Below are 24755 nucleotides of genomic sequence, written 5' to 3' on the forward strand. Positions count from 1 at the left end.
GGCTACAGCAGCGGCAGGCTGCCGGTGCTGGGGTGTTCCTGGCCGGGCAAGGGGCGCGCAAACGGCACCTTGGTGCCCAGGACCTGGGCGACGACGTCGTGGGTGATCTGCTGTGCGGTCAGCCCGACGCGTTCGAGCACCTGGTTGCGGGTGCCGTGATCGAGGAACTCCACCGGGAGCCCGACCTCGTTGAGGGCGGTGTCCACACCCGCGGCCCGCATCTCCTGGCGGATCCGGGAGCCGACGCCGCCGGCCCGCACACCGTCCTCGATGCAGATGACGAGGCGGTGGCGTGCGGCGAGATCGATGATGGACCGCCGCACCGGGAGGAGCCAGCGGGGATCCACCACCGTGGAACTGATGCCCTGGGCCCCGAGCCGGTTGGAGACGTCCAGCGCGAGCTCGGACATGGCGCCCACGCTGACGATCAGGACGTCGTTCTCGCTGGATCCCGCGGGCCGGCGGGCCAGCACGTCCACGCCGTCGTCCAGGCGTTCGACCGCCTCGACTTCGGCGCCGACGCTGCCCTTGGAGTAGCGGAGCACGCTGGGGGCGTTTTCGATGGCCACGGCCTCGCGAAGTTCCTCCCGCAGCCGGGTGGCGTCGCGCGGTGCCGCGAGGTGAAGCCCCGGGACGATTTGGACCATGGCCATGTCCCACATGCCGTGGTGGCTCGCGCCGTCGGGTCCGGTGACGCCGGCCCGGTCCAGCACGATCGTGACGCCGGCTTTGTGCAGGGCCACATCCATCAGCAACTGGTCGAAGGCACGGTTCAGGAACGTCGCGTAGACCGCGACCACCGGATGCAGTCCCCCGAACGCCATGCCGGCAGCTGAGGTGAGGGCGTGCTGCTCGGCGATGCCGACGTCGAACACGCGCTCCGGGTGCCGGGCGGCGAACTTGTGCAGCCCAACCGGAATCAGCATGGCCCCGGTAATACCAACGATGTCCTTGCGCTCGTCGGCGATGTCGGCGATCTCGTCGGCGAACACGGCGGTCCAGGATTTGGCGCCGCCAGCCTCGGTGGGTGCGCCGGTCTCCGGATCGATGATCCCCACGGCGTGGAACTGGTCCGCCTCATGGGCGCGGGCCGGCGCGTAGCCGTGGCCCTTTTCCGTCATGGCGTGCACGATCACGGGGCCGGCGTAGTTTTTAGCCGTGGAGAGCGCGTTTTCCATGGCCTGGAGGTCATGGCCATCGACGGGACCGATGTACTTCATGCCGAGGTCCTCGAACATGCCCTGCGGGGCCCACCAGTCCTTGAGGCCCTTCTTCATGGCGTGCAGGCTCTTGTAGGTGAACTGGCCCGCGGGGCCGCCGTTCTGCAGTTTGCGCTTCCACCACTCCAGCGTGCCCTCGTAGGAGGGGGCGGCGCGGAGGGAATCGATGGTGGGGCGCAGGGAGGCGAGGTAGTCAGCGAAACCGCCCACTGTCGCGGCGTAGGAGCGGCCGTTGTCGTTGACCACAATCACGACGCGACGTTTCTTGTCCGCGGCGATGTTGTTGATGGCCTCCCAGGCCATGCCGCCAGTCAGGGCGCCGTCGCCCACCACCGCGACGACGAAGCGGTCGCCGTCGCCGGTCAGTTGCCGGGCGCGCGAGATGCCGTCGGCCCAGGACAGGGACGAGGACGCGTGCGAGCTTTCGACGATGTCGTGCTCGGATTCGGCGCGGTCGGGGTAGCCGGAGAGGCCGCCCTGCTGGCGGAGCGTGCTGAAATCCTGCCGCCCGGTGAGGAGCTTGTGCACGTAGGACTGGTGACCGGTGTCGAAGACGATGCTGTCGCGGGGGGAATCGAAGATCCGGTGCACCGCGATGGTGAGCTCGACGACGCCGAGGTTGGGGCCCAGGTGCCCTCCCGTCTGGGAGACGTTGCCGATCAGGAAATCCCTGACCTCGGCTGCCAGCTGATCCAGCTGCGCCCCGGACAACTTATTCAGGTCCTGCGGATTCCGGATGGTGTCCAAGATTCCCAACGGCCCCTCCTTCGGGTGGTAGACATCCTTTTAACTCTAACGCCTCCGGGCGGGCCGCCGCGCCGGAGCCCTGCCCCACCCGTCCCGGTGTCCCGGAACCGGTCCGTGAACCGGGAACGCGAAGGCCCCGGCCGGTCAGTGACCGGCCGGGGCCTTCGCATGCGTTGCCGGACCTTGCCGGCGGCTCCGCCTAGTGCGCGGAGATCTGGCGCAGGACGTACTGCAGGATGCCACCGTTGCGGTAGTAGTCCGCCTCGCCCGGGGTATCGATGCGCAGCACGGCGTCGAAGGACGTGACGGTGCCGTCCTCGGCCGTGGCTGTGACCTTGAGGGTCTTCGGCGTGGTGCCGTCGTTCAGGGCGGTGACGCCCTCAACTGCGTAGGTTTCCGTGCCGGTCAGGCCCAGGCTGGCAGCGTTCTGGCCGGCCGGGTACTGCAGCGGCAGGACGCCCATGCCAATCAGGTTGGAGCGGTGGATACGCTCGTAGCTCTCTGCCACCACAGCCTTGACGCCCAGGAGCGCCGTGCCCTTGGCAGCCCAGTCACGGGACGAACCGGAGCCGTACTCCTTGCCTGCCAGGACCACCAGCGGGGTGCCGGCGGCCTGATAGTTCTGGGCGGCGTCGTAGACGTAGGCCTGCGGGCCGTCAGCCTGGCTGAAGTCGCGGGTGAAGCCGCCCTCCACGCCGTCCAGGAGCTGGTTCTTGATGCGGATGTTCGCGAACGTGCCGCGGATCATGACCTCGTGGTTGCCACGGCGTGAGCCGTAGGAGTTGAAGTCCTTGCGCTCCACACCATTGGCCAGCAGGTACTGGCCGGCGGGGGTATCCGACTTGAAGGAACCGGCCGGGGAGATGTGGTCCGTGGTGACGGAGTCGCCGAGCTTGAGCAGCACGCGCGCACCGGTGATGTCCTGGACCGGCTCCGGCTGGGCCTTCATACCCTCGAAGTACGGGGGCTTACGGACGTACGTGGACTTCTCGTCCCAGGCGAAAGTGTCGCCGGCGGGGGTGTCGAGCGCCTTCCAGCGATCGTCACCCTCAAAGACGCCTTCGTAGCCGCGGGCGAACATTTCCTTGTCGATCGAGGAATCGATGACCTGCTGGACCTCGACGGGGTTCGGCCAGATGTCCTTCAGGAAGACGTCGTTGCCGGCCTCGTCCTGGCCCAGGGCGTCGTTGTCGAAGTCGAAGTCCATGGAGCCGGCCAGGGCGTAGGCGATGACCAGCGGCGGGGAGGCCAGGTAGTTCATCTTCACGTCCGGGTTGATCCGGCCTTCGAAGTTGCGGTTACCCGAGAGCACGGCGGTGACGGAGAGATCGTTGGCCTGGATGGCCTCGGAGATCTCGGCGTCGAGCGGACCGGAGTTGCCGATGCAGGTGGCGCACCCGTAGCCCACGATGTAGAAGCCGAGCTTCTCCAGGTACGGGGTCAGGCCCGACTTGTTGTAGTAGTCGGTGACTACCTTGGAACCGGGAGCCACCGAGGTCTTGACCCACGGCTTGGACGTCAGGCCCTTGTCGACGGCGTTGCGGGCCAGCAGTGCGGCGGCCAGCATCACGGACGGGTTGGAAGTGTTGGTGCAGGAGGTGATCGAGGCGATCGACACTGCGCCGTGGTCCAGCTCGAACTCGCGTCCGTCCGCGGTCTTGACGCTGACCGTGTTGGACGGGCGGCCGTTGGACTTCGGGCCATGCGCGTGCGGGGCCACGTCACTGAGGTGCGACGCCGAGGCGGTGAACGAGGGCGAGTCCGAAGCAGGGAAGCTCTCGTCGATCGCTTCGTCGAGGGTTCCGTCGGCCAGGTCTTCCTTCACGTAGTTGCGCAGGTCCTCGCGGAACTGGGCCTTGGACTCGGTGAGGATGATGCGGTCCTGCGGGCGCTTCGGGCCGGAGATCGACGGAACAACCGTGGACAGGTCCAGCTCGAGGTACTCGGAGAACTTGATCTCGTGGGAGGGATCGTGCCAGAGGCCCTGTTCCTTCGCGTAGGACTCCACGAGGGCGACGTTCTCGTCGGACCGGCCGGTGAGGCGCAGGTAGTCGAGGGTGACGTCGTCGATCGGGAACATCGCGGCAGTGGAGCCGAACTCCGGGCTCATGTTGCCGATCGTTGCACGGTTGGCCAGCGGCACAGCCGCAACGCCTTCACCGTAGAACTCGACGAACTTGCCGACCACACCGTGCTTGCGCAGCTGCTCGGTGATGGTCAGGACGACGTCCGTGGCGGTGGCGCCGGCCGGGATGGAGCCGGTGAGCTTGAAGCCCACGACGCGCGGGATGAGCATGGAGACGGGCTGGCCGAGCATGGCAGCCTCGGCCTCGATGCCGCCGACGCCCCAGCCCAGCACGCCCAGGCCGTTGACCATGGTGGTGTGCGAGTCGGTGCCGACGCAGGTGTCCGGGTAAGCGCGGAGAACGCCGTCAATTTCGCGGGTCATGACGGTGCGGGCCAAGTACTCAATGTTGACCTGGTGCACGATGCCGGTGCCCGGCGGGACGACCTTGAAGTCATCGAATGCCGTCTGGCCCCAGCGCAGGAACTGGTAACGCTCACCGTTGCGCTGGTATTCGATCTCCATGTTGCGCTCCAGTGCGCCGGAGTTTCCGAAGGCGTCAATCTGGACCGAGTGGTCAATGACCATTTCGGCCGGTGCCAGCGGGTTGACCCGCTTGGGGTCTCCGCCGAGCACCTTGACGGCCTCACGCATGGTGGCGAGGTCGACGATGCAGGGCACGCCGGTGAAGTCCTGCATGATCACACGCGCCGGCGTGAACTGGATCTCAGTGTCGGGCTCGGCGCTGGGATCCCAGCCTGCCAGCGCACGGACGTGGTCGGCCGTGATGTTGGCACCGTCCTCGGTCCTCAACAGGTTTTCAAGCAATACCTTGAGGCTGAACGGAAGGTTTTCTGCACCTTCGACGGAGTTCAACCGGAAAATTTCATATTCGGTTCCGGCTACATTAAGTTTGCCTTTTGAACCGAAACTGTCCACAATGCTCATTCGCAGGACTCCTCTCGCAACAGTTTCATCTTTGTCGCGCCGCAGGACCCTTGCTAGTTAGGTCGGCCTAACTAATACAGGCATCAGTACATCGTGGTACGCAATGCAGGTACGAAACGCAGGGAACGGCCGCTAATACGCCAGTGGAGATGGAGCGCGACGACGGACTACTAGGCCCATCCTAGTGGCATCACGGTTGGGGAGTCAGTAACGCCACAGTCTCCATGTGATGGGTGTGCGGGTACAGGTCGAAGGCACGCAGCCCGGCCATCCCCCAGCCGCCCTGCCGGAAGTAGCCGAGGTCGCGGGCGAACGACGCCGGATCGCAGGAGACATACGCGACGGCCCGCGGGCCGGCGTCGATCAGCTGTTTGACTACCGCCTTGCCGGCTCCGGCGCGCGGCGGGTCCAGGATCAGGGCGTCGAAGTTGCGCGGTTTCTGCCGCAGCACCCGTTCCACGCGACCCTGCACGATCTCCACCTGGGCGGCGTCGTGCAGGTTCTTGCGTGCGTCGCGGCTGGTACCGGGCGCCCCCTCCACCGAGAGCACGGACCCGGTCACGCCCACGGCATCGGCCAGCGGTGCCGTGAACAGCCCGGCACCGGCGTACAGGTCGGCCACCACCGAGCCCGGGGCGAGGAAGCCGCCGTCGTGCAGGAAACTGGTGACGGCCCCGACCAGCGTCTCCGGGCCATCCCGGTGGATCTGCCAGAAGCCGTCGCCGGTAATCCGGTAGTCGTGGCCCACCGCGGTCTCCTGGACGTAGGTGCGGCCGCGCAGCTGCAGCACCTCGCCGGTGGCCGGGTCCAAGCTGGCCACCGAGACGTCGTCCGGCAACTGGGCCAGGATCCCGCTTAGCCGCTTGGACCGGGTGCCCGGGGCGGGGACCAGCAGCACCAGCGGCCTGGACCCGTTCGCCGGGGCGGCCACCTCAACGCGGTCGATGCCCTGCAAGTCGATTTCCCAGAGCCGGAGCGCGTTGATGCCCGCCACGGCCAGCGGCATTTCGCGCACGGGCAGGATGGCATCGGAACGGTGGGCGTGCATGCCCAGCTTGCCGGCCGGTGTCACGGCGAAGCCGGCACGTGTCCGCCAGCCCAGGCCGGACACGGCAGCGCCGCTCTCGGGCGCGTCGTCAGTGGTGCCGTCGTGGGCGGCCAGGCCGACAGCTTCCACGTCGGGGCGAAGTTCGACGCCGGCCAGCCGCTTGAGCTGTTCGGCCAGGACGTCGGCCTTGAGGCTGCGCTGCCGGGCCAGTGAAATGTGACCGAGTTCGGCGCCGCCGACGGGTGGATGCCGGTGCGACCAGGAGCGCGCGGAATCGGCGATGTCCCAGAAGTGCGGCACGCGGTCCGGTGAGGGCTCCAGGACCTCCACCACATCGGCCCGCCAGAACTTGGCGGCGGGACCGTCGTCGGTGAGCCTGACCCGGACCTTTTCGCCGGGAATGCCGTGCCGGACGAACACGACGCGTCCTTCATGCCGGGCCACGCAGTGCCCGCCGTGGGCGACGGGCCCGACGTCGACGACGAGATCGGTGTGGGTGGGCGTCCGGGTGTCGGGGGTCATTGGATATCCTGCAGTTTCTGGGCTTCTTCGGACGATTTCAGCTGCCACGGCACACTGCACACCATGACGCCAGGCTCGAAGTGCAGCCGGGTCTTGATGCGCAGCGCGGTCTGGTTGTGGACCAGTTGCTCCCACCATTTGCCCACGACGTACTCCGGGATGTAAACCACGATCAGGTCGCGGGGCGAATCCCGGCGCATGTTCTTGATGTACTCCATGATCGGTGTCACCGTTTCGCGGAACGGGCTGGCAAGCACGGTCAGGGGTACCGGGATTTCAAGTTTTTCCCAGTCCGCCACAGTCGCCTCGGTCTCCTCGGAGCTGATGTCCACGGTGATGGCGTCCAGCCGCGACGGGCGGGAGGCGCGGGCGTAGGCGAGGGCACGCAGGACCGGTTTGCGCACGTGCGAGACAAGCAGCACGGCGTGCACGCGGGTGGGCAGGGCGCGCGGCGAGGAGTCCTCGTCCACGGCGAGTTCCTTGGCCACGTTGTCATAGTGTGCCCGGATGCTCCACATGATCAGGAACAGCACGAACATGGCCAGCAGCGCGATCCAGGCGCCCTGGGAGAACTTGGTGATCAAGACAATGACCAGAACCAGGGCGGTCATGCAGAAGCCCAGGGTGTTGATAGTCCGGGACTTGATGATGCGCAGCCGCACGGCAGGTTCCTTGGACAGTTTCAGTTCCCGGCCCCAGTGCCGGATCATGCCCAGCTGGCTCATCGTGAAGGAGATGAAGACGCCCACGATGTAGAGCTGGATGAGCTTCGTCACGTCGGCGTTGAACGCGATGATCAGGACGAGGGCGCCTGCGGCCAGGGCCAGGACGCCGTTGCTGAAGGCCAGCCGGTCGCCACGGGTGCGCAGCTGGCGCGGCAGGTAGCCGTCCTGGGCCAGAATGGAGCCGAGCACCGGGAAGCCATTGAACGCCGTGTTGGAGGCGAACACCAGGATGACGCCGGTGGCGGCGACCACGATATAGAAAGGGATGGAGCCCGCACCGAAGACGGTCTGCGCGATCTGGCTGATGGCCGGGTTCTGGATATAGCCCTCTGGCAGCGGATTGCCGTTCAGGAGGAACTCCGTGGCCGGATCCAGCACGATGTGCACCTTGGTGGCGTTGGCCAGGTAGATGATGCCGGCGAGCATGGCGGAAGCAATCACGCCGAGCAGCAGCAGCGTGGTGGCGGCGTTCTTGCTCTTGGGCTTCTGGAAGTTGGGCACACCGTTGCTGATGGCCTCGACGCCCGTCAGGGCCGCGGCGCCGGAGGAGAAAGCGCGCAGCAACAGGAACGCGCCGGCCAGCCCGACGAGGCCTTCGTCGAAGCCGGGCTCAGGCACGATCTCGAACGCTGCCGACGGCGCCTGCCCCAGCTGGCCGGTGACGGCCTGGAAGACACCGACGGCGGTCATGCCGAGGATCGAGGCCATGAAGATGTAGGTCGGGACGGCGAAGACGCTGCCGGCCTCCCTGATGCCGCGCAGGTTCACGAGGGCCAGGATCACGACGCCGATCGTGGCAATCGCTGCCTGCTTCCCGTGCAGGGAGGGCACGGCGGTGGTCAGGTACGTCGCGGCCGACGACATGGACACGGCCACGGTCAGCACATAGTCAACCAGCAGCGCCGAGGCTACGGTGAGGCCTGCATACTTGCCGAGGTTGACGTTGGCGATCTCGTAGTCGCCGCCGCCGGAGGGGTAGGCGTGGACGTTCTGGCGGTAGGAGGCCACAACGGTCAGGAGCACCACTATGACGGCGAGGCCCACCCACGGCGCGATGGCCACCGCGCTCACGCCGGCCAAGGCCAGGGTCAGGAGGATTTCATCCGGGGCATAAGCCACCGAAGACAGGGCGTCCGAGGCGAAAATGGGCAACGCGATGCGCTTCGGCAAGAGCGTGTGGGCCAGACGGTCGTTCCGGAAGGGCTTGCCTACCAGCACCCGCTTCACGGCATTGAAAATTGTCAGCACCAGACAAAACTAGTCTGATTCGGACGCGATGTCATGACGGCGATGTTGGCGTCCGCAAGCACGCTGCCCGGCGCCCCGTGGCCTTGGCCTCCCGACGCCGTCTGGCCGGTAGAGTTTTACCCAGTATCAGACGCAGAACCAAGAGGAGGCCCATGTGGCGCACTTCGTGATCATGGGTTGTGGCCGAGTTGGGTCAACCCTGGCACACACGCTCGAGGACGCCGGCCATTCGGTGGCCATCATCGACCAGGATGACCGCGCCTTCCGGCGGCTCCGCACAGGGTTTTCCGGACGGAAGGTCACCGGGGTCGGGTTTGACCGCGAGACGATGAAGCGGGCCGGCGTCGAGGAAGCTTATGCCTTCGCCGCCGTTTCCAGCGGCGACAACTCAAACATCCTCGCCACCCGGGTGGCGCGGGAGACCTTCCACGTTCCTCATGTGGTGGCCAGGATCTATGACCCGGGCCGCGCCGAAATCTACCAGCGTCTCGGCATTCCCACGGTCGCCGCGGTCCGCTGGAGCGCCGACCAGGTGCTGCGCCGCATCCTGCCCGAACAGCACATCGCCGGCGACTACCGGGAGCCCTCGGGCCGGCTGGTCCTCGCCGAGGTTGACCTCAACCCCGACTGGATCGGGCACCCGATCTCCTCGATCGAAAAGGCGGCCGGCATCCGGATCGCGTATCTGACCCGGTTCGGCGAGGGCATGCTGCCCGCTGCCGGCACGTCCTATCAGGACGGCGACACCGTCCACGCCATGCTGAACGTGGACCGCAGCTCCGAGATCGGCCATGTTCTCGCCAAATCCCCCGCCAAGGAGTCCTGAGTGAAAGTCGTCATCGTCGGTGCCGGAAGCGTCGGTTCCTCGATCGCCCGCGAGCTGCTGGCCCACAAGCACGAAATCCTGCTGATCGACGAGAAGCCGGAAGTAATCGGCCGCAGCGGCCTGCGCGGCGCGCACTGGCTGGTCGGTGATGCCTGCGAGCTGAGCACCCTGCAGGACGCCAAACTCGAGGACGCCGACGTCGTGGTCTCCGCCACCGGTGACGACAAGGTCAACCTGGTGGTCTCGCTGCTGGCCAAGACGGAATTCGGCGTCGGGCGCACCGTCGGCCGGGTCAACAACCCCAAGAACGACTGGATGTTCGACGACTCCTGGGGCGTCGACGTCGCGGTTAACACCCCGCAGCTCATGACCGCGCTGGTGGAGGAAGCGGTGGAAATCGGTGACCTTGTCCGGCTCCTGACGCTCCAGACCGGGGTGTCCTCATTGGTGGAGTTCACGGTCCCGCACGACTCCCACGTGATCGGCCTGACCGTGGGCGACGTCGAGTGGCCCGAGGACTCCACGCTCGTGGCGATCCTACGGGACCAGGCGCCCATCACGCCGAGCCGCGATGACGTGATCGACGGCGGCGACGAACTGTTCTTCGTCACCACGATCGCGGCCGAGGACGAACTCCGCGCTTTGCTGGCACCCGAATCCCCGCTCGAGGATCAGCACCCGGTGACCTCGGACCAGCACGGCCACGGCACCCAGCCGGCCGGGGACGACGGCTTCGACGGCTAGGGCCGTCCGCTCCACAGTTGCACTATCAGATATGGCCGTTCCCAGAGCTGGGGACGGCCATATCTGATAGAGCATAGGGTCAGTTGGGCTCTTTTGCGCCGGCGGGCACCGGGGCCGGCCGGGTGAGCAGCCAGGCAATCCAGATCCCCAGGATGTAGAGCGGTGCGCCCATGATGAGCCGGGTGGTGGCGAGGGCGGCCAGGCCCTGCTCCCCCATGAAGTACAGTGGCACCTGCACCACGAGCCGCAGGACCAGCACGGCAACTATCACCCAAGTGCCGACGCTGTAGGCCCTGACCCGCTTCGGGTCCTTGCGCCATTCCACGCCCTCGTTGCGGATGAAGCCGAAGAGCAGTCCGGCGATCGGCCAGCGCACGGCCACGGAGATGGACATGGCCAGGATGTAGCCGACATTTGTGAAGAACCCCAGCACGTAGAAGTTCTCTGCCTTGCCGGTCGAGGTGGCAAGCCATGCGGAGAGTCCGACGCCGATGAACCCCGCCAGCGCCTGTGTCAGCGGCTTGCGCTGCACCAGCCGTGCCACGGTGAAGACGGCGGCCACCGTCAGGGAAGCAATGACGGCCAGGGTCAGGTTTTCCCTGTCGATGGTGAAGGCAATCAGGAAGACGAGGCCCGGCAGGATGCTCTCGGCGATGCCCTGGATGCCGCCGGCGCTCTTGAGCACGTCGATGTTGCCGTTGCTTGAGCGGTGCAGACCGGCCTTGGCCGCATAGTCTTCGGCAAGTTGGGCGACGCTTGGCTGCGAGACTGTGGGCCGGGCGACCGTGGGCTGGGAGGGCTGGGAAGCAACAGGTGGGGACATGTCCCGGTTACCGCCTGTGGTTTCCCGCGGTTCCTGCTGGCCTGGGTTCTGTTGTGTCCCGTCCTGTTGTGTCCGGTTCTCTCCTGTCCCGTCCTGGTGTGTCCCGTCCGGTTGTGTCCAGTCCGGGCGGGCCCGCTCGGGGTGTTCGGGCAAGGTCATTGCTCCTCCTGGCGGGACAGTATTTCGTAACGGGGATTGAAGATCGTGGGCAGCCCGTCGCGCATGGTGACCATGCCCTCGAGCCTGAGCTCCGTGCCGGCGTCGACACCGGGGATCCGGCGCCGGCCCAGCCAAACAACGCGCAGCCGCTCTTTGGGGCCAGTGGGCCGCTGGCGCTGCGCGCCCGGACGCACCCGGTGGGTGGACACGCCGTTCGCGGGCACGCTGCTGGCCGCTGCGGCTCCGGCCTTGGCACCAAGACCCGGGAAGCGGGTGACGGGAGCAGGGGTATCGCGATCGATCAGGATCGCGATGAAGGATGCCACCTGGGTGGCGGGCACGTATGTGACGGACTCGATGAAGCCGTGGCACAGCACCCGCCCACGGTCCGGCAGGTCCCGGACCGACATAGCGGCGGCGGCTTTCCTGCCGGCGGCATCAGCCAATCTGGGTTATCTCCGGTCCGCGTTCCGGCTGTTCGAATTCGGGCGCCGCCTGCGGCGACGGGGCGGGCGAGGTGTCCTTGGGCAGGCGAAGCTGCAGCAGATCACGCGGCGGCATCGGATTCTCGCCGCGGACCACGACGATCTGCCGGAAAAGCCCTTCCAGCCCGGCCGCGGCGTCGCGGTCCAGTGCCGCCTCGCCGCCGAAGACGCCACGGAGGAACCAGCGCGGGCCGTCGACGCCGATGAAGCGGGCCACGCGGTACCCCTGGCTGCCGTCGCCGCCGCCGGCGGGGAGCTTCGCCACGAGCTCGGTGCCGAAGCTGCCCTCGACCTCCTCGACCTGGCCTCCCTGGCTGCCGACCGACTGGCCGATCTGCTCACGGATTTCATCCCACAGGCCCTCGGAACGGGGTGCGGCGAAGGCCTGCAGCTGCAGGCTCGAGCCTTCCAGGTCCATGGTGACGGCGACGACGCGCTGGCTCGCCTCTTCAACTTCCAGGCGGAGCTGGAGGCCCTCACGGGGTGCGATCAGCAACGCACCGAGGTCCACGTACCCGTCCTGGTCATCGATTTCCGAGACGTCGAAGGGACCAGTCGCGGCCCGGCCGGCGCTTTTGGCTGCGTTCCCGGCCGGCGTCGCGGCGGCGTCAACGGCAGCTTCCGTGGCCTCGCCCGGCTCCGTCGGCTGCTCCTGCTTGGCTTTCTTGCCGCGCCCAAAAACCATGGGGTGTCTCCTTCAGTTGTGATCCTGTGCCGCCGCCCGGCGCCATCCTGGCGCCTGTCCGCGTGACCGCCCGCTACCCTGCGGCCGCCTGCTCATTTTTCCTGCACCGCTGATCTTGCTTCAGCGCCTGTCTTGCTTCAGTGCCCATCTTGCTTCAGTGCCCGTGTTGCTTCAGTGCCCGTGCGGCGCTGAAAATCCCGAATGGCTCCCGTGGCCAGGCCGGGGCCTGCGCTCAGGCCGGTCCGCCGAAACCGCCGGTAGAGCCGAAGCCTCCCCCGCCGCGAACCGAGCCGTCGAGCTGATCGACCGGGAGGAACCTGGCATACTCCACACGCTGAATGACCATTTGTGCAATTCTATCGCCGCGACGGAGCTCGATCGCCTCGTCCCGGTCCGTATTGAGCAGTGTCACCGCGATTTCTCCGCGGTAGCCGGCGTCCACCGTGCCGGGAGCATTCACAACCGTCAGTCCGTGCTTGGTGGCGAGGCCGGACCGGGGGTGAATCAGCGCTACGAAGCCATCCGGGAGCGCAATCGATACACCGGTGGGAACGAGGCGGCGCTCCCCCGGTGCGAGGACCACGTCCTCACGGGCGCGAAGGTCGGCTCCGGCGTCGCCCGGGTGCGCGTACGACGGCGGCTCGAGCCCGTCGTCGAGCATTTTCAGCTGTACCGTCAAGGTGGGCGTTCCGTAGGCTGCGTCGCTGGCCGTCAAGGCGGCACTGGCGACGGCGGTGTTTTCTTCAGTCACAGTCCCTCACTCTAACGCCCGCACGGAACTTCGTCCTAGCCGCCGCCGGCCTTCCCGCGCCCGCCGCCCGCGCGATTGCAGCGGGCTCTGATGCGGGATGGTGGGGCGTGGGCGCCGGACAGGCGCCGAGGTGAAATAGCCAGGGAAAGATGAAAAGCTGTGCTTATGCCCGAATCCAGCGCAGCTGCGCCTGCCCCGAAGAGCGCCCCGAGCGACTCCACCGTCCTTTACGCCGAGAAGCTCTGGCCGAACTTCTGGATCTGGCTGGTGTCGGCGTTGTTCGCCAGCGCAGGGATCCTCATGCTGGCGCCCATCAGCATCTGGGCCGGCATTACCGCGGCCATCGTGATCTTCATCGTCATCGCCGTACTGCTGGTGCTGTCCACACCGTCAATCACTGTCACCAGGACCACCCTGAAGGTGGGCAGGGCCTCGATTGAACGCGGGTTCCTGGGCAAAGTCACGGCGTTCCGCGGCAAGGAAGCGACGGCGGAACGGGGCACGCGGCTCAACGGGCTGGCGTTCCTGTGTATCCGCGGCTGGGTGGATCCGGTGGTCCGGATCGAGATCGAGGACCCCTCGGATCGCACCCCGTACTGGCTCACGTCCACCCGGCACCCGGAGCAACTGATCGCCGCGCTCAACTCCTAGTTCCTGCCCGTTTCCTCACCGCCCTTAAACCGTCGCGTTTCACAACCAGGGCTGCCGCCTGCCTAGCCCTCGCAATCCTTGCAGTACTTAAGGCCATCTCTTTCGCGGGCAATCTGCGAACGGTGGCGAACGAGGAAGCAGGAGGCACAGGTGAATTCATCTGCCTGGGCGGGCAGGACCCGGACCAGCAGTTCCTCCCCAGACAAATCAGCGCCGGGGAGCTCGTAGCCTTCGGCAAGGTCGGACTCATCTTCATCCACCACGGCGGAAGGCTTCTCCGTACGCCGCGCCTTCAGGGCCTCAATCGAATCCTCACTGAGGTCCTCTTCGGTCTTGCGCGGCGCATCGTAATCAGTCGCCATTATTTGTTGCTCACACTCCGCATTCGTTCGGTTGATTCGCCGTTTCAGGATGGCCCGCCGGGATGGTAACCCTGGGCTCCGGGAGCGGTTCACCGTTGACAACACCGGACATGCGGTTTTTGTGCCCGGTGTCGGGTCATTTTTGCTTAAGCGCCTCCCGAATGCCAGAGCCCGCCGGTGTCCCTTCCACGATCTCTTCCGCAGACGGGAAAAATTCGGCGAAAAGTCGCGGAAAGTCGCGGAAAATCACGGCGCGCCTGCTGTCCTAACCCGAAATGTGTCCCGCTGGTGGCAGAGTTTCGATTGTTAGTAATGCCAGGGTGGAGGATTTGTATGCAGGATCTACGGCTTGTAGGCGTCCACGACGACGGAGAGCATCTCCTGTTGAGTGGCACCGGCGGCGAGATGTTCCAGCTGCCGATCGATGAAGCACTTAGGGTGGCAGCCAGCCGGATGTCGGCGAAGACCGCGTCCAGCGCGGCCGCGCCTCCTATTGCCATGTCTCCGCGCGACATCCAGACCAGGATTCGCAACGGAGCCACCGCCGCCGAGGTGGCGGAGCTGTCCGGAATTCCATTGGAGAAAGTCCAGCGCTATGAGGGCCCGGTCCTGGCTGAGCGCGAGTACATCGCCCAGCAGGCCCGCAAGGTGGAGGTGGCATCCCCCGCCCCTGGCCAAGACGTCTACCGGTCCGTGTTCGGCGAAAACCCGGCATCCCTCAGCGACATGGTGGAGCACCGCCTCAGGGCTTACGGCGTGGAACCCTCAACACTGGAGTGGGATTCCTGGCGACGTCCCGACGGCAGCTGGAACGTTGTGGCTCGCTTCGAGCCCAAGCCTGGCGGCCCCGCCGGGATCGGCGAGGAGCCGCCGGCAATGTGGACCTTCCATCCCGCCCGGAAGTCCCTGCAGAACGCCAACCGCTGGGCGCAGCAGCTGAGCGAACTCGAGCCGCTTGAAGGCCCCGTGCCGACGCGGCGCCTCACGGCCGTCTCCGACCGGCCCTTCGACTTTGAAACTGATGCTGAGGCCGCGGCCCGCACGGCGACCGGCCAGCACAGCATTATTCACCAGATGCTGCTTCAGCAGGACCGGATCCACCAGGAGCAGGACGCCGACGGGCTGCTGGATATGCTGCGGTCCCGCCGCGGACAGCGGATCGGAGTGGACGAGGACGCGGACGACGCCCTGGCCACGCTCCTGACCACCGGCGTTCCCGCGGCCCACCCCCGTCCGTCTGAGGTGCCCGAGGTTCCACAAGCGTCGGAACCGGAGTCCTTCCCCGAAGCCGCTACGGCTGACGATCTCGACTCCGCCGAAGCCGTCCCCGCCGAATCCGACTCCGCCACATCAGATGCAGGGCAGCGGGAGGTTCCGGCTCTCGAGGCCGCAGCCCCGGAAACCGATGCCTTCACGCGACGCCGCGATGGCAGGCCGTCAATGCTTTCCCGGCTAACCCTCGCACCGCGCCTCCAGGAGGAGGACGATGCACTGAAACTGCACGACGGCGTCAGCACTGAGACACGGGAAGTCACCATCGCGGCCTCGCAACTGCGCCCTGTGGCCAAATCCCCCACGCCCAGTCCCGGCCTGGATGAATTGATCGGCGGCGGATCGTCCCGACGGCAGCACCGCGAGTCACACGGCGCCAGCCGGAACGACGCCGGCCGGATCGACGCCAGCACAGAGCAGCCGGAGCGCCAGCCCACCAAGCCGAAGCGGTCGAGCGTTCCGAGCTGGGACGAAATCGTCTTCGGAACCCGCAACGACCAGTAAGAGCAATAGTTAGGGCGCCAGCCGCGAACCGTTGCAGGGTTTGAGCCGCCCGTGTTAGGCCAGAATTTACGGCATGAATTTCGGGCCCGGTACGTCAGCGGCGCGGCGCTCTCTTACCGTCTGCCTGGAAGTAGAGCAGCGGGACTTCCCGCTCGGCTTTCGTCAGGGACCCGTGTTGGCCCACCACCTCCAAGGCAGTGGGCCGGACCCTGCGCGTATCGTAGAGCGCCAGCGAGTCCCGGGCGGCGATCATGATGTCACCGATCCGCAAGGCGGCCTCGGCCCGCACGTCGCCGAAAAGCCCGCCCGCGATCGCTTCCTCACGGGTGAAAGCCCATATCCTGTCCCCGAATCGGGCCCGCCAGTTCGCCAGCAGGCCGGCGCGGGCGGCGTCGTCCCTTCTATCCTCGAGGTACAGATGGACCATCCGCGGCTCGCCCGCGGTGTGCCGGACGCCCACGAGGAGTGCCGGCTCCGCGGAGTAATCGATCCGCTGCGACTCGGGCACATCCACCATTCCGTGGTCCGCCGTGAGCAGCACAGTGGTGCCGGCGGGCAGTGTGGCGCTGAGCCGCCGCACCGTGGCATCGAGTTCTTCGAGCTGGTACTCCCATTGAGGTGACTGGCAGCCATGGCGGTGCCCGGCCTTGTCGAGCTCATTGACATAGAAGTACATCAGCGAGGGCCCGGCGCCGGCCATGGCCTCGGCGGCCGCTTCGGTCCGGGCATGCGAGGTGGTTCCGGTGATGAAACGGCCTCCGCGGAGCGCCGCCTCCGTCATGGCCGACGTGCTGAACTGCGGGAGGCTGACGGTGGTGACATCGACGTGCTCAGCGGCTCTTTCGAACACGGTGGGGAACGGCTGCCACGTCCGCGGGTCCACGCCGGCGTCCCAGTTGCTCAGCATGTTCACTACGCGGTCCTGATCCGGGTCCAGGACGTCGTAGCCCACCATGCCGTGCTGGCCCGCCGACAGTCCGGTGCCAAAGCTGGCGAGGGAAGCCGCGGTGGTGGACGGGAATGCGGAGTCCAGCGAGACGGGCACCTGGCCTTGGCCGGCTTGCAGGACAGTCCGCAGGAACGGGGTGTGGGCGATCTTCTGCTTCAACAGGTTCCGACCCAGTCCGTCGGCCAGCACCACGCACACGCGTTTGGCGGGCGGAAGATTCAGCTTGTTCTCGAATCCGGGGACGCCCAGGCTTGCCGCGGCGCTGGTCATTACCTCGGCGATGGACCGCTGTCCGAACGCCGGGGCCGCAGGGAGCGGGGAGGGGCCGGCGCCAGCGGCCACCGGGACGGGCAAGGCGGCACCGGTGCCGGCAAGGGAGGGCCTTAGCACCGGATCTGGCAGCTGATCTTGGGCGGCTTCAGGCTGGCGGACGCGAGCCATGTCAGCGTTGGTGGCCGCGGCTGAGGCGGTTTCCAAACACACCCATCCGCGGTCGGGGCGGCAAACCGGGCCCGTTGTGCGGGACCGGGGCCGCGGAGCCGGTGTTCACTGCACGCAAGGCGCGGGCGAACAGCTTGGCGTCCTGCACGGCCTGCAGACCGTCCGCTTCGGCGCTGATCCGCAGGACGATGTCTTCCTGCGCAATGGTGCCGCTGTAGCCGTGATCGGCCTCGCACTGCGGGTCCCCGCAGCTGGCCGGGCCCATGTCCAGGCGCTGGCCGCCGGACCATGCGATGGACAGAGTCAGCTCCCGGACAGGGTCGGAGGGCTTATAGTCCTGCGGCTGGGCATAGACATAGCTCAGGACCACCGAGCGGATCTGGGTCACGGGGACGGACTCGGTGGACACCTGGGCGACGGTCTGCTCACCGGCGTCGTCGAGCTGCTGGTCATCGACATGGGTGATGACCAGCATGTCATCGGTCAACACCAGGACAGTGATGTGGCGACGGACCTCGGCGCGATCAAAGTGGGTCTCAAGATGGACCAGGTGGGCCACGCAGTCGCGGCCGTCCAGGGCATCGGCGACGACGTCAGCCACGAGCCGGGGGTAGAAACCGGCCTGCTGGAGGGCCCCTTCCAGGCTCTGGCCCTGCGCACTGTGGTCATGGAGGCCGTGGTGGTGCGCGGTCTGGCGTGCGGGCGCGGTCGCCAGGGGCTTGGGTGTTGGAGGCTGGGAGCTCATAGTCTCCATTTTCACAGATCGGTAGGGGACTTGCTAACTGCCGGCCCGGAAACGGACGCCGGCTGCGGCGGCCTGCGGTACACCGCAAGCAGGGAGCCTAGCTGCGCATCGCCCGGCGCGCACTGTCCGTCCGCTGGGCGGCGTTCGCGATCCTGACGTCGGCGGCAAGGATCGAGGCGCCGTCGGGCCCGGCGAGGACTGGATTGAAGTGCACCAGCGCGATCTCCGGATGGTTGTCCTTCAGCCTCGTGAGGCGGGCGGCGAGATCCTCCAGGGCCGCGACATCTACGGCGGGCAGGCCCTGATACCCAAAGAGTTTCCGCGAGGCCCGGGGCGCTCGGATAAAGTCCTGGACGTCGGAACCGGAGAGCGGCGGCACGCGGTGGGCCCAGTCATCGAGCAGGTTCACGGCGTCGCCGGCCAGGCCGAAGGAGATCACCGGGCCCAGCAGCGGGTCTTCGATGGCACGGAATGTGCAGGCCTGCCCCACGGGCACCATTGTTTGCACTTCGAGGGACGGGGAGCCGTACCTCTCCAGCGACTTGCGCATCTCCAGCACGTTGCGCCGCAGCGAATCAGCGTCCTGGATGTCCAGCCGCACACCGCCCAGGTCCAGCCGGTGCCGCAGCGCGGGATCCGTGGTCTTCAGAGCCACAGGCCAGCCGAGCTGCTCCGCCGCTGCCACGGCCTCCTCCGCCGTCTCGAACCCGACGGACGGAACCAGCCGGATGCCGTAGTGGCCCAGCAGCCGCGCGGCCGTGTCCTGGTCCAGCCGGACGAGCTGCTCGCCGCCCACATTGTGCAGCAGCTGCTCCAGGTCCGCCCGGGCAGCCTCCGGGTGGCAACCTTCGGGTTCCACAAACAGGCCCTGATCCCGGTCCAGCCACTGGGCGTAACGCACGACGGCGGCCAGGGCCGCCACCGCCGCTCCCGGGTTGGAGTAGCACGGAACAGGCGGAGCAAGCAGGGGCTGGTGTGGCTGATCCGGTTCCGCGCCGACCATGCCTTCCACGTATATGGAGGGATCAAGGATTCCGCTAAAGGCGGCAACGACCGGTTTGCCGGCCGCAGAGGAACATTCCGCCAGCACGCCGGCGATCTTTTCGACGGTGAGGCCGCGTGCCGGAAGCAACGCCACCACCGCCGCATGCACGGTATCCGGGGTGAGCGTTTCTTGCAGGCTGCGTCGCAGGGCTGGCAGCGCCCGGGACATGCCGGTTTCGAGGTCGACGTCGGCAACAATCCGCTCTACCCCGAGCCCCTGACGGGCAGAACTGTCCGCGACCACCTTGCCAAGGGCGCGCGAGTTGCTGAAAACGGCAATCCCGGCGCCCTTGGGCAGCGGCTGGCTCGACACGATCTGGGCGACGTCCATGAGCTCTTCGATCGTCTCAACCCGGATCACCCCGGCCTGCCGCATCATGGCGTCCAGCGCCTCCGGGGGCGCCTGGGTGGTGCGGACGGCGTGTCCGGGCGGAAGGTTCAGGCCCATGGCGTCGGACTTGGCCACGATCACGGGCTTGGTCCGGGCCAGGCGGCGGGCCAGCCGGGAGAACTTGCGCGGATTGCCGATCGATTCCAGGTACAGGCCCACCGCCGTGGTGTCGGCGTCGTCTTCCCAGTACTGCATCATGTCGTTGCCGGAGACGTCTGCCCGGTTGCCGGCGGAAAGGAAGGTCGAGATGCCCACCCTGCGGCGGCTGGAGGCGGCGTAGAGGGAGACGCCGATCGCGGCAGACTGGCTGAACAGCCCCAGGCCGCCGCGGCGGGCCAGGGCGGGCGCCATCGAGGCGTTGAGGGAAACGGTCGGGTTGGTGTTGACGATGCCCAGCGATGCCGGGCCGATCACGCGCATGCCGTTGGCGCGGGCTTGCCGCACCAGTTCGCGCTGGCGGGCCAGACCGCGTTCGCCGTCGTCCGCGTACCCGGCGGTGGCCACCACGATCCCCTTGACGCCGGCGTCGGCGCATTCCTGGACCACTTTAGGGACCTCGTCGTACGGGACCGCGATGATGGCGAGGGTGACCGGGCCGGGGACCTCGGAGAGCCGGGCGAAGGAGAGCATTCCCGCGAGTTCCAGGGCCTCCGGGTTGATTGCATAGACCGGGCCGCTGAAACCGCCTTCGATGACGTGTTCGAGGAGCTGGTAGCCCACGGTGCCCCACTTGCGGCTGGCGCCAATCACCGCCACGGAGGACGGGGCGAGCAGTTCCTGGATGCTGCGGGCCTCGGCGCGGTGCTCGCGGGATTCCATCACGGCGCGGGACTTGTCGGTGGGGTCGATGTTGAACTCAAGGCTGATCACGCCGTCGTCGAAGTGCCGTTTGACGTCGTAGCCGGCATCGGAGAAGACCATGAGCATCTTGCGGTTCTCGGGGAGCACTTCGGCGCTGAATTTGCGGATCCCGTTTTCGCGGGCGGCGGCGGCGAGGTGTTCGAGCAGGATCGAGCCGATGCCGCGGCCCTGGTGGGCGTCGGCAATATTGAAGGCGACTTCTGCCTCTGAGGGTTCGTCGAGCCGGTCATAGCGGCCGATGCCCAGGATTTCGCCGCCGATGGTGATCACCAGGGCCACCCGGTCCTTGAAGTCCACCTCGGTGAAGCGCTTGAGTTCCTTGCTGGAAAGCTTGGATTTGAAGGCGAAGAAACGCATGTAGATGGACTTCTGGGACTGGCCCACGTGGAAAGCCTGGACCGCATCTGCATCGGAGGGGTGGATGGGGCGAACATGCGCTGTGCCGCCGTCGCGCAGGACAACATCGGCTTCCCAATATTCCGGATATACGCCGTCCGCCGGCTGATCCACCATAGGCTTAGCCTAGTCATAAACTTACGAAGTACCCGTTCAGCACCCCTCAGAAGGATCCACCAGCCTTATGGCACGCCGCCAAACCACGCCCCCGGCAGGGGAAACCAGCCCGGATTCCGCAGGAATATTCGTAGAGAACATCGTCGATATCGATGTCACCTCCGAAATGGAAGGCTCGTTCCTCGAGTATGCCTATTCGGTGATCTACTCCCGGGCCCTCCCGGACGCCCGCGACGGACTGAAGCCCGTCCAGCGGCGAATTCTCTACATGATGTCCGACATGGGGCTGCGCCCGGACCGCGGCCACGTCAAGAGCGCCCGCGTGGTGGGCGAGGTCATGGGCAAGCTGCACCCGCACGGCGACGCCGCCATCTACGACGCCATGGTGCGCATGGCCCAGGACTTCTCCCTGCGGCTGCCGCTGATCGACGGGCACGGCAACTTCGGCTCGCTCGATGACGGCCCCGCGGCCCCCCGCTACACGGAGGCCCGGCTGGCAGCCGCGGCCTTGACCCTCACGGACCATCTCGACGAGGACGTCGTCGACTTCGTTCCCAACTACGACAACCAGCTGACCCAGCCGGAGGTGCTGCCGGCCGCGTTCCCCAACCTGCTGGTCAACGGCGCCACGGGCATCGCCGTCGGCATGGCCACCAACATGGCCCCGCACAACCTCGTGGAAGTCATCGCCGCCGCCCGGCACCTGATCGACAACCCGGACGCCACCCTTGAGGACGTCATGAGGTTCGTCCCCGGCCCGGACCTGCCCACCGGCGGCCGGATCGTAGGCCTGGACGGCATCCGCGACGCCTACGCCACCGGCCGCGGCTCCTTCAAGACCCGGGCGAAGGTGGACATCGAGCAGCTCTCGGCCCGCCGCACCGGCCTGGTGGTGACGGAACTGCCCTACATGGTGGGGCCGGAGAAGGTGATCGAGAAAATCAAGGACGCCGTCAACGGCAAGAAGCTCACCGGCATCAGCGACGTCGTGGACCTCACGGACCGCAAACACGGCCTGCGGCTGGTCATTGAGCTCAAGAACGGCTTCAACCCCACCGCCGTGCTCCAGCAGCTCTACCGCTACACCCCGATGGAAGACTCCTTCGGGATCAACAACGTCACGCTTGTCGACGGTCAGCCGCAGACCCTCGGGCTGCTCCAGCTGCTCACGGTCTACGTGGACCACCGGATCAATGTCGTCAGGCGCCGCACCGCCTTCCGGCTGGGCAAGAAGAAAGACCGCCTGCACCTGGTCGAGGGCCTGCTGGTAGCGATCGTGGACATCGACGAGGTCATCCAGATCATCCGGTCCTCCGACGAGGTCGCCGCGGCCCGGACACGGCTGATGTCCATTTACGATCTCACCGAGATCCAGGCCAACTACATCCTGGAACTGCGCCTGCGGCAGCTGACCAAGTATTCCCGGGTCGAGCTGGAGAAGGAGCAGGAGGACCTCCGGCGTGAGATCGCGGAGCTTGAGGCTATCTTGGGCTCTCCCGTGCTGCTCCGCGCCCTGGTGTCGGACGAACTCGGCGAGATCGCGGAAAAGTACGGCACGCCGCGCCGGACCGTGCTGCTGGAATCGGAGGCCGTCTCCCCCACCGTGGCAGCCGCAGGGGGCGCAGCCAACGGCACCAAGGGCAAAGCCGCACCGCTTGCCCTCGAGATCGCGGACGATCCCTGCTGGGCCATCCTCACCGCGTCCGGGCAGATCGCCCGCACCGCCAACCAGGACAGCCTGGCCGAGGCCGGACCGCGGACCCGGCACGATGTCTTCTCCTCCGTGGTCAAGACCACCGCCCGCGGCGAGATCGCAGCCGTGACCTCGCAGGGCCGCATGCTGCGCTTGCAAATCATGGACATGCCCGTACTGCCCCCGACATCGGGTACCCCGAATATGGCCGGCGGCGTCGCGGCCAAGGACTTCATCACGCTGCTAAAGGGCGAGTCTCTGGTGGCCTTCGCGCCGCTTGACCAGGTCCTCGCAATTGGAACCGCCCAAGGCGTGGTCAAGCGGGTCCAGCCGGACTATCCGCTGAACCGCGAGGACTGGGAAGTGATCGCGCTCAAGGACAAGGACACCGTGGTTGGCGTTGCCCCCGCCGGGTCCGACGACGACGACCTCGTCTTCATCACTCGCCAGGCCCAGCTGCTGCGCTTCAGTGCCTCCGCCGTCCGCCCGCAGGGACGGACCGCGGGCGGCATGGCCGGGATCAAGCTGGCCGCCGGGGACCGGGTGATGTTCTTCGGGACCTCCAGCCCTGCTGACGACGCCGCCGTCGTCGTGACCATCGCGGGGACGGACGGCGCCCTGCCGGGCACGGCCCCCGGGGCTGCGAAGGTCACCGCGCTGGCCGAATACCCGATCAAGGGCCGGGCCACTGCCGGGGTACGCGCCCACCGCTTCCTCAAGGGCGAGGACACGCTGCTCCTCGGCTGGGCCGGCCACGGTCCGGCCAAGGCTTCCTCCCTGGCCGGCGTGGCGCGCTCACTCCCCGGCGAGCATGGCCGACGCGACGGCTCCGGAATCCCGCTGTCCCAGGCGATCGACGCGATTGGACCGAGCATGGCGTGGTCAGAAGAACCGGAAGCCCGCACGGACCCGTAGCTTCGCGCACTCACGAAGCCCGGGGCGCACAAAGCCCGGCCGGAGGCGTTTTCGCAATCCGGCCGGGCTTCGTGTTTGTGCCTTCTGTTCGGGCTTGTGTTCGGGCTTTGTGTTTGGGCTCCTTGTCGGGAGTTTTGGTCCGTTCCCCGCCGTGGGCTTGTGGCCTGGCACCGTGTCCGGCAACTCAGTCCCCGGCAAGGCCGTGCCGCCATCCAGCGGTTGGCGCTAGGGCATGTTGACGAGCGTCAGGATGTTGCCCTCCGAGTCCAGGAACCATGCGGCCGAGCTTCCGTCCGGAGTGGTGGCGATGCCGCCCTCGGTTTTTAGACCCGGGAAATCGTATTCCTCGAAGACGACTCCCTTGGCACGGTATTCCGCAACAGCTCCGGGAAGGTCATCGACCAACCAGGCCATCTGCGTGTTCTTGGCTGTTCCGGCATTGGACGTTTGGTAAAGGAGGAACGCGGTTCCTCCGCCGCATTTGTACTGCAGGTTGTCGTCGGCGTCCGGGTTTTCGGGTTCGAGTCCGAGCTTATCCCGGTAGAAATCCCGTGCACGGGCGATGTCCGCTGCCGGTAGCACTGCGCCGACTTGCTTGTCCTTGAGCATGGCTATTCTCTTTCCAGGCCCGCCCCCCGGAAGGAATAATACTCCTCCATATGCCCCACGTACCTGAGAAACTCAAGGAGCGTTTCTCCTGGTGGCCGGCGGCGCGGGCGGGCCGTTTTCCGGGATGCACGGGCTCTGACCGGGGCCGCAGTCGTGTAGCCGTTGTGAAACCACGTTGTGATGCCGCGGGCGCCGCAGTCGCAGCCCTGGCTGCAGACACACGGCCGTCATGAGGCCGTCGGGCCGGAAGCAATGGTTGCGGCGGTCCCGGGGCCGTTCGGCCATCGCCGTCGCCGTCGCCGTCGCCGCGTGATTCGCCGCGCCGGTCCTGCGGCGGTCTGGCTCGCTGCCGTCATGCACCCGCCAACTTGTTTTGCGCCACCTTGCCTTGCGGCACCTGGGCGGCTGCACCCTGACCCGCTGCCGTCATATCCCCCGCCACCGTGTCCCGCGGCATCTTATCTTGCGGCGCCTGTCATGCTGCCGTCATGTTCTGCGGCGCCCTGTCAGGCCGCAGCGACTGGATTTGTGGGTCGGAAGTAGTGGTTGCGTCTGGGGTGTTGGCGGGGGTCGAGGTGGGGTGGCGGGATGAACCAGGGGATCCCGGATTTGAGCCGGATGGTCCAGTGTTCCTTGTGGATCACGTGGTGGTGATGGGAGCAGAGCAGGGTTCCGTTCTCGGTTCCGGTGGTCCCGCCGCGGGACCAGTAATCGATGTGGTGGGCCTCGCACCAGGGCGCGGGGATGGTGCAGCCGGGGAAGGCGCAGCCCCGGTCCCGGGCGGTGAGGGCCTTGCGGATGTGCGGCGG

Annotated in this window: 19 protein-coding genes; 5 read left to right on the forward strand and 14 right to left on the reverse strand. The window is 66.9% G+C overall.

The genetic code is table 11. The annotated features are described in order from the left end of the window. Positions 1–2: 2 nt before the first annotated feature. The 4 genes from dxs to AC1DKQ_RS17065 all read right to left on the reverse strand — a co-directional run bounded on the left by dxs (position 3) and on the right by AC1DKQ_RS17065 (position 8523). Positions 3–1976: a 1-deoxy-D-xylulose-5-phosphate synthase gene (dxs, locus tag AC1DKQ_RS17050; protein ID WP_476885827.1), complete on the reverse strand. Its 1974-nt coding sequence runs from the start codon at positions 1974–1976 to the stop codon at positions 3–5. Between the two features lie 190 nt (positions 1977–2166). Then, the gene (locus tag AC1DKQ_RS17055; RefSeq protein WP_476919630.1) at positions 2167–4980 is read right to left on the reverse strand and encodes an aconitate hydratase; all 2814 of its coding nucleotides are present in this window, start codon (positions 4978–4980) and stop codon (positions 2167–2169) included. A 190-nt stretch (positions 4981–5170) separates the two neighbouring features. After that, complete coding sequence (locus AC1DKQ_RS17060; protein WP_476919631.1) at positions 5171–6550, reverse strand: class I SAM-dependent RNA methyltransferase; 1380 nt, start codon at positions 6548–6550, stop codon at positions 5171–5173. After that, on the reverse strand, positions 6547–8523 hold the full coding sequence (locus AC1DKQ_RS17065) for an APC family permease (protein WP_476919632.1): 1977 nt from the start codon (positions 8521–8523) through the stop codon (positions 6547–6549). Before AC1DKQ_RS17065 ends, AC1DKQ_RS17060 begins: the two co-directional genes overlap by 4 nt. 154 nt (positions 8524–8677) lie before the next feature. Here AC1DKQ_RS17065 and AC1DKQ_RS17070 point away from each other — a divergent pair, with 154 nt between their 5' ends. Together AC1DKQ_RS17070 and AC1DKQ_RS17075 are read left to right on the forward strand one after the other, a co-directional pair. Then, positions 8678–9349, forward strand: coding sequence for a potassium channel family protein (locus AC1DKQ_RS17070; protein WP_476885831.1), 672 nt, complete (start codon positions 8678–8680; stop codon positions 9347–9349). Continuing rightward, a complete protein-coding gene (locus AC1DKQ_RS17075) occupies positions 9350–10093 on the forward strand; it encodes a potassium channel family protein (protein ID WP_476885832.1) in 744 nt (247 codons plus the stop codon). Positions 10094–10172: 79 nt separating this feature from the next. Here AC1DKQ_RS17075 and AC1DKQ_RS17080 read toward each other — a convergent pair whose 3' ends face one another. The 4 genes from AC1DKQ_RS17080 to dut all read right to left on the reverse strand — a co-directional run bounded on the left by AC1DKQ_RS17080 (position 10173) and on the right by dut (position 12996). Next, on the reverse strand, positions 10173–10916 hold the full coding sequence (locus tag AC1DKQ_RS17080) for a DUF3159 domain-containing protein (RefSeq protein WP_476885833.1): 744 nt from the start codon (positions 10914–10916) through the stop codon (positions 10173–10175). A gap of 155 nt (positions 10917–11071) precedes the next feature. Next, positions 11072–11521 carry a hypothetical protein gene (locus AC1DKQ_RS17085; RefSeq protein WP_476885834.1) on the reverse strand — a complete coding sequence of 150 codons (450 nt, stop codon included), beginning with the start codon at positions 11519–11521 and terminating at the stop codon, positions 11072–11074. Further along, entirely contained in the window at positions 11514–12245 is a 732-nt protein-coding gene (locus AC1DKQ_RS17090) for a DUF3710 domain-containing protein (protein ID WP_476885835.1), read from the reverse strand. Before AC1DKQ_RS17090 ends, AC1DKQ_RS17085 begins: the two co-directional genes overlap by 8 nt. Positions 12246–12477: 232 nt before the next feature. Beyond that, a complete protein-coding gene (gene dut / locus AC1DKQ_RS17095; RefSeq protein ID WP_476885836.1) occupies positions 12478–12996 on the reverse strand; it encodes a dUTP diphosphatase in 519 nt (172 codons plus the stop codon). A 165-nt stretch (positions 12997–13161) separates the two neighbouring features. Here dut and AC1DKQ_RS17100 point away from each other — a divergent pair, with 165 nt between their 5' ends. Beyond that, on the forward strand, positions 13162–13647 hold the full coding sequence (locus AC1DKQ_RS17100) for a DUF3093 domain-containing protein (RefSeq protein ID WP_476919633.1): 486 nt from the start codon (positions 13162–13164) through the stop codon (positions 13645–13647). A 62-nt stretch (positions 13648–13709) separates the two neighbouring features. Here AC1DKQ_RS17100 and AC1DKQ_RS17105 read toward each other — a convergent pair whose 3' ends face one another. Then, positions 13710–14009, reverse strand: coding sequence for a DUF4193 domain-containing protein (locus tag AC1DKQ_RS17105; protein WP_476885838.1), 300 nt, complete (start codon positions 14007–14009; stop codon positions 13710–13712). A gap of 333 nt (positions 14010–14342) precedes the next feature. Between AC1DKQ_RS17105 and sepH the strand changes: the two genes are divergently transcribed. Further along, positions 14343–15785 carry a septation protein SepH gene (sepH, locus tag AC1DKQ_RS17110; RefSeq protein WP_476885839.1) on the forward strand — a complete coding sequence of 481 codons (1443 nt, stop codon included), beginning with the start codon at positions 14343–14345 and terminating at the stop codon, positions 15783–15785. A 94-nt stretch (positions 15786–15879) separates the two neighbouring features. Here the strand turns inward: sepH and AC1DKQ_RS17115 are convergent, their stop codons facing one another. The 3 genes from AC1DKQ_RS17115 to AC1DKQ_RS17125 form a co-directional block, all read right to left on the reverse strand. After that, on the reverse strand, positions 15880–17175 hold the full coding sequence (locus AC1DKQ_RS17115) for an alkaline phosphatase family protein (protein ID WP_476885840.1): 1296 nt from the start codon (positions 17173–17175) through the stop codon (positions 15880–15882). 1 nt (position 17176) lies between these two features. After that, entirely contained in the window at positions 17177–17920 is a 744-nt protein-coding gene (locus tag AC1DKQ_RS17120; RefSeq protein ID WP_476885841.1) for a DUF5998 family protein, read from the reverse strand. Between the two features lie 97 nt (positions 17921–18017). Then, positions 18018–20729 (reverse strand): bifunctional acetate--CoA ligase family protein/GNAT family N-acetyltransferase, encoded by a 2712-nt coding sequence (locus AC1DKQ_RS17125; RefSeq protein ID WP_476919634.1) that lies wholly within the window; start codon positions 20727–20729, stop codon positions 18018–18020. 67 nt (positions 20730–20796) lie between these two features. On the opposite strand from AC1DKQ_RS17125, the gene AC1DKQ_RS17130 reads away from it, so the two are divergent. Next, positions 20797–23337 (forward strand): DNA gyrase/topoisomerase IV subunit A, encoded by a 2541-nt coding sequence (locus AC1DKQ_RS17130; protein ID WP_476919635.1) that lies wholly within the window; start codon positions 20797–20799, stop codon positions 23335–23337. Between the two features lie 225 nt (positions 23338–23562). Here AC1DKQ_RS17130 and AC1DKQ_RS17135 read toward each other — a convergent pair whose 3' ends face one another. Together AC1DKQ_RS17135 and AC1DKQ_RS17140 are read right to left on the reverse strand one after the other, a co-directional pair. Then, positions 23563–23946, reverse strand: coding sequence for a VOC family protein (locus tag AC1DKQ_RS17135; RefSeq protein WP_476885844.1), 384 nt, complete (start codon positions 23944–23946; stop codon positions 23563–23565). A gap of 506 nt (positions 23947–24452) precedes the next feature. Further along, a partial coding sequence (locus AC1DKQ_RS17140) for an HNH endonuclease (RefSeq protein WP_476919636.1) occupies positions 24453–24755 on the reverse strand: 303 nt, incomplete at its 5' end.

The sequence above is a fragment of the Arthrobacter sp. 05L421 genome (genome assembly GCF_056397785.1).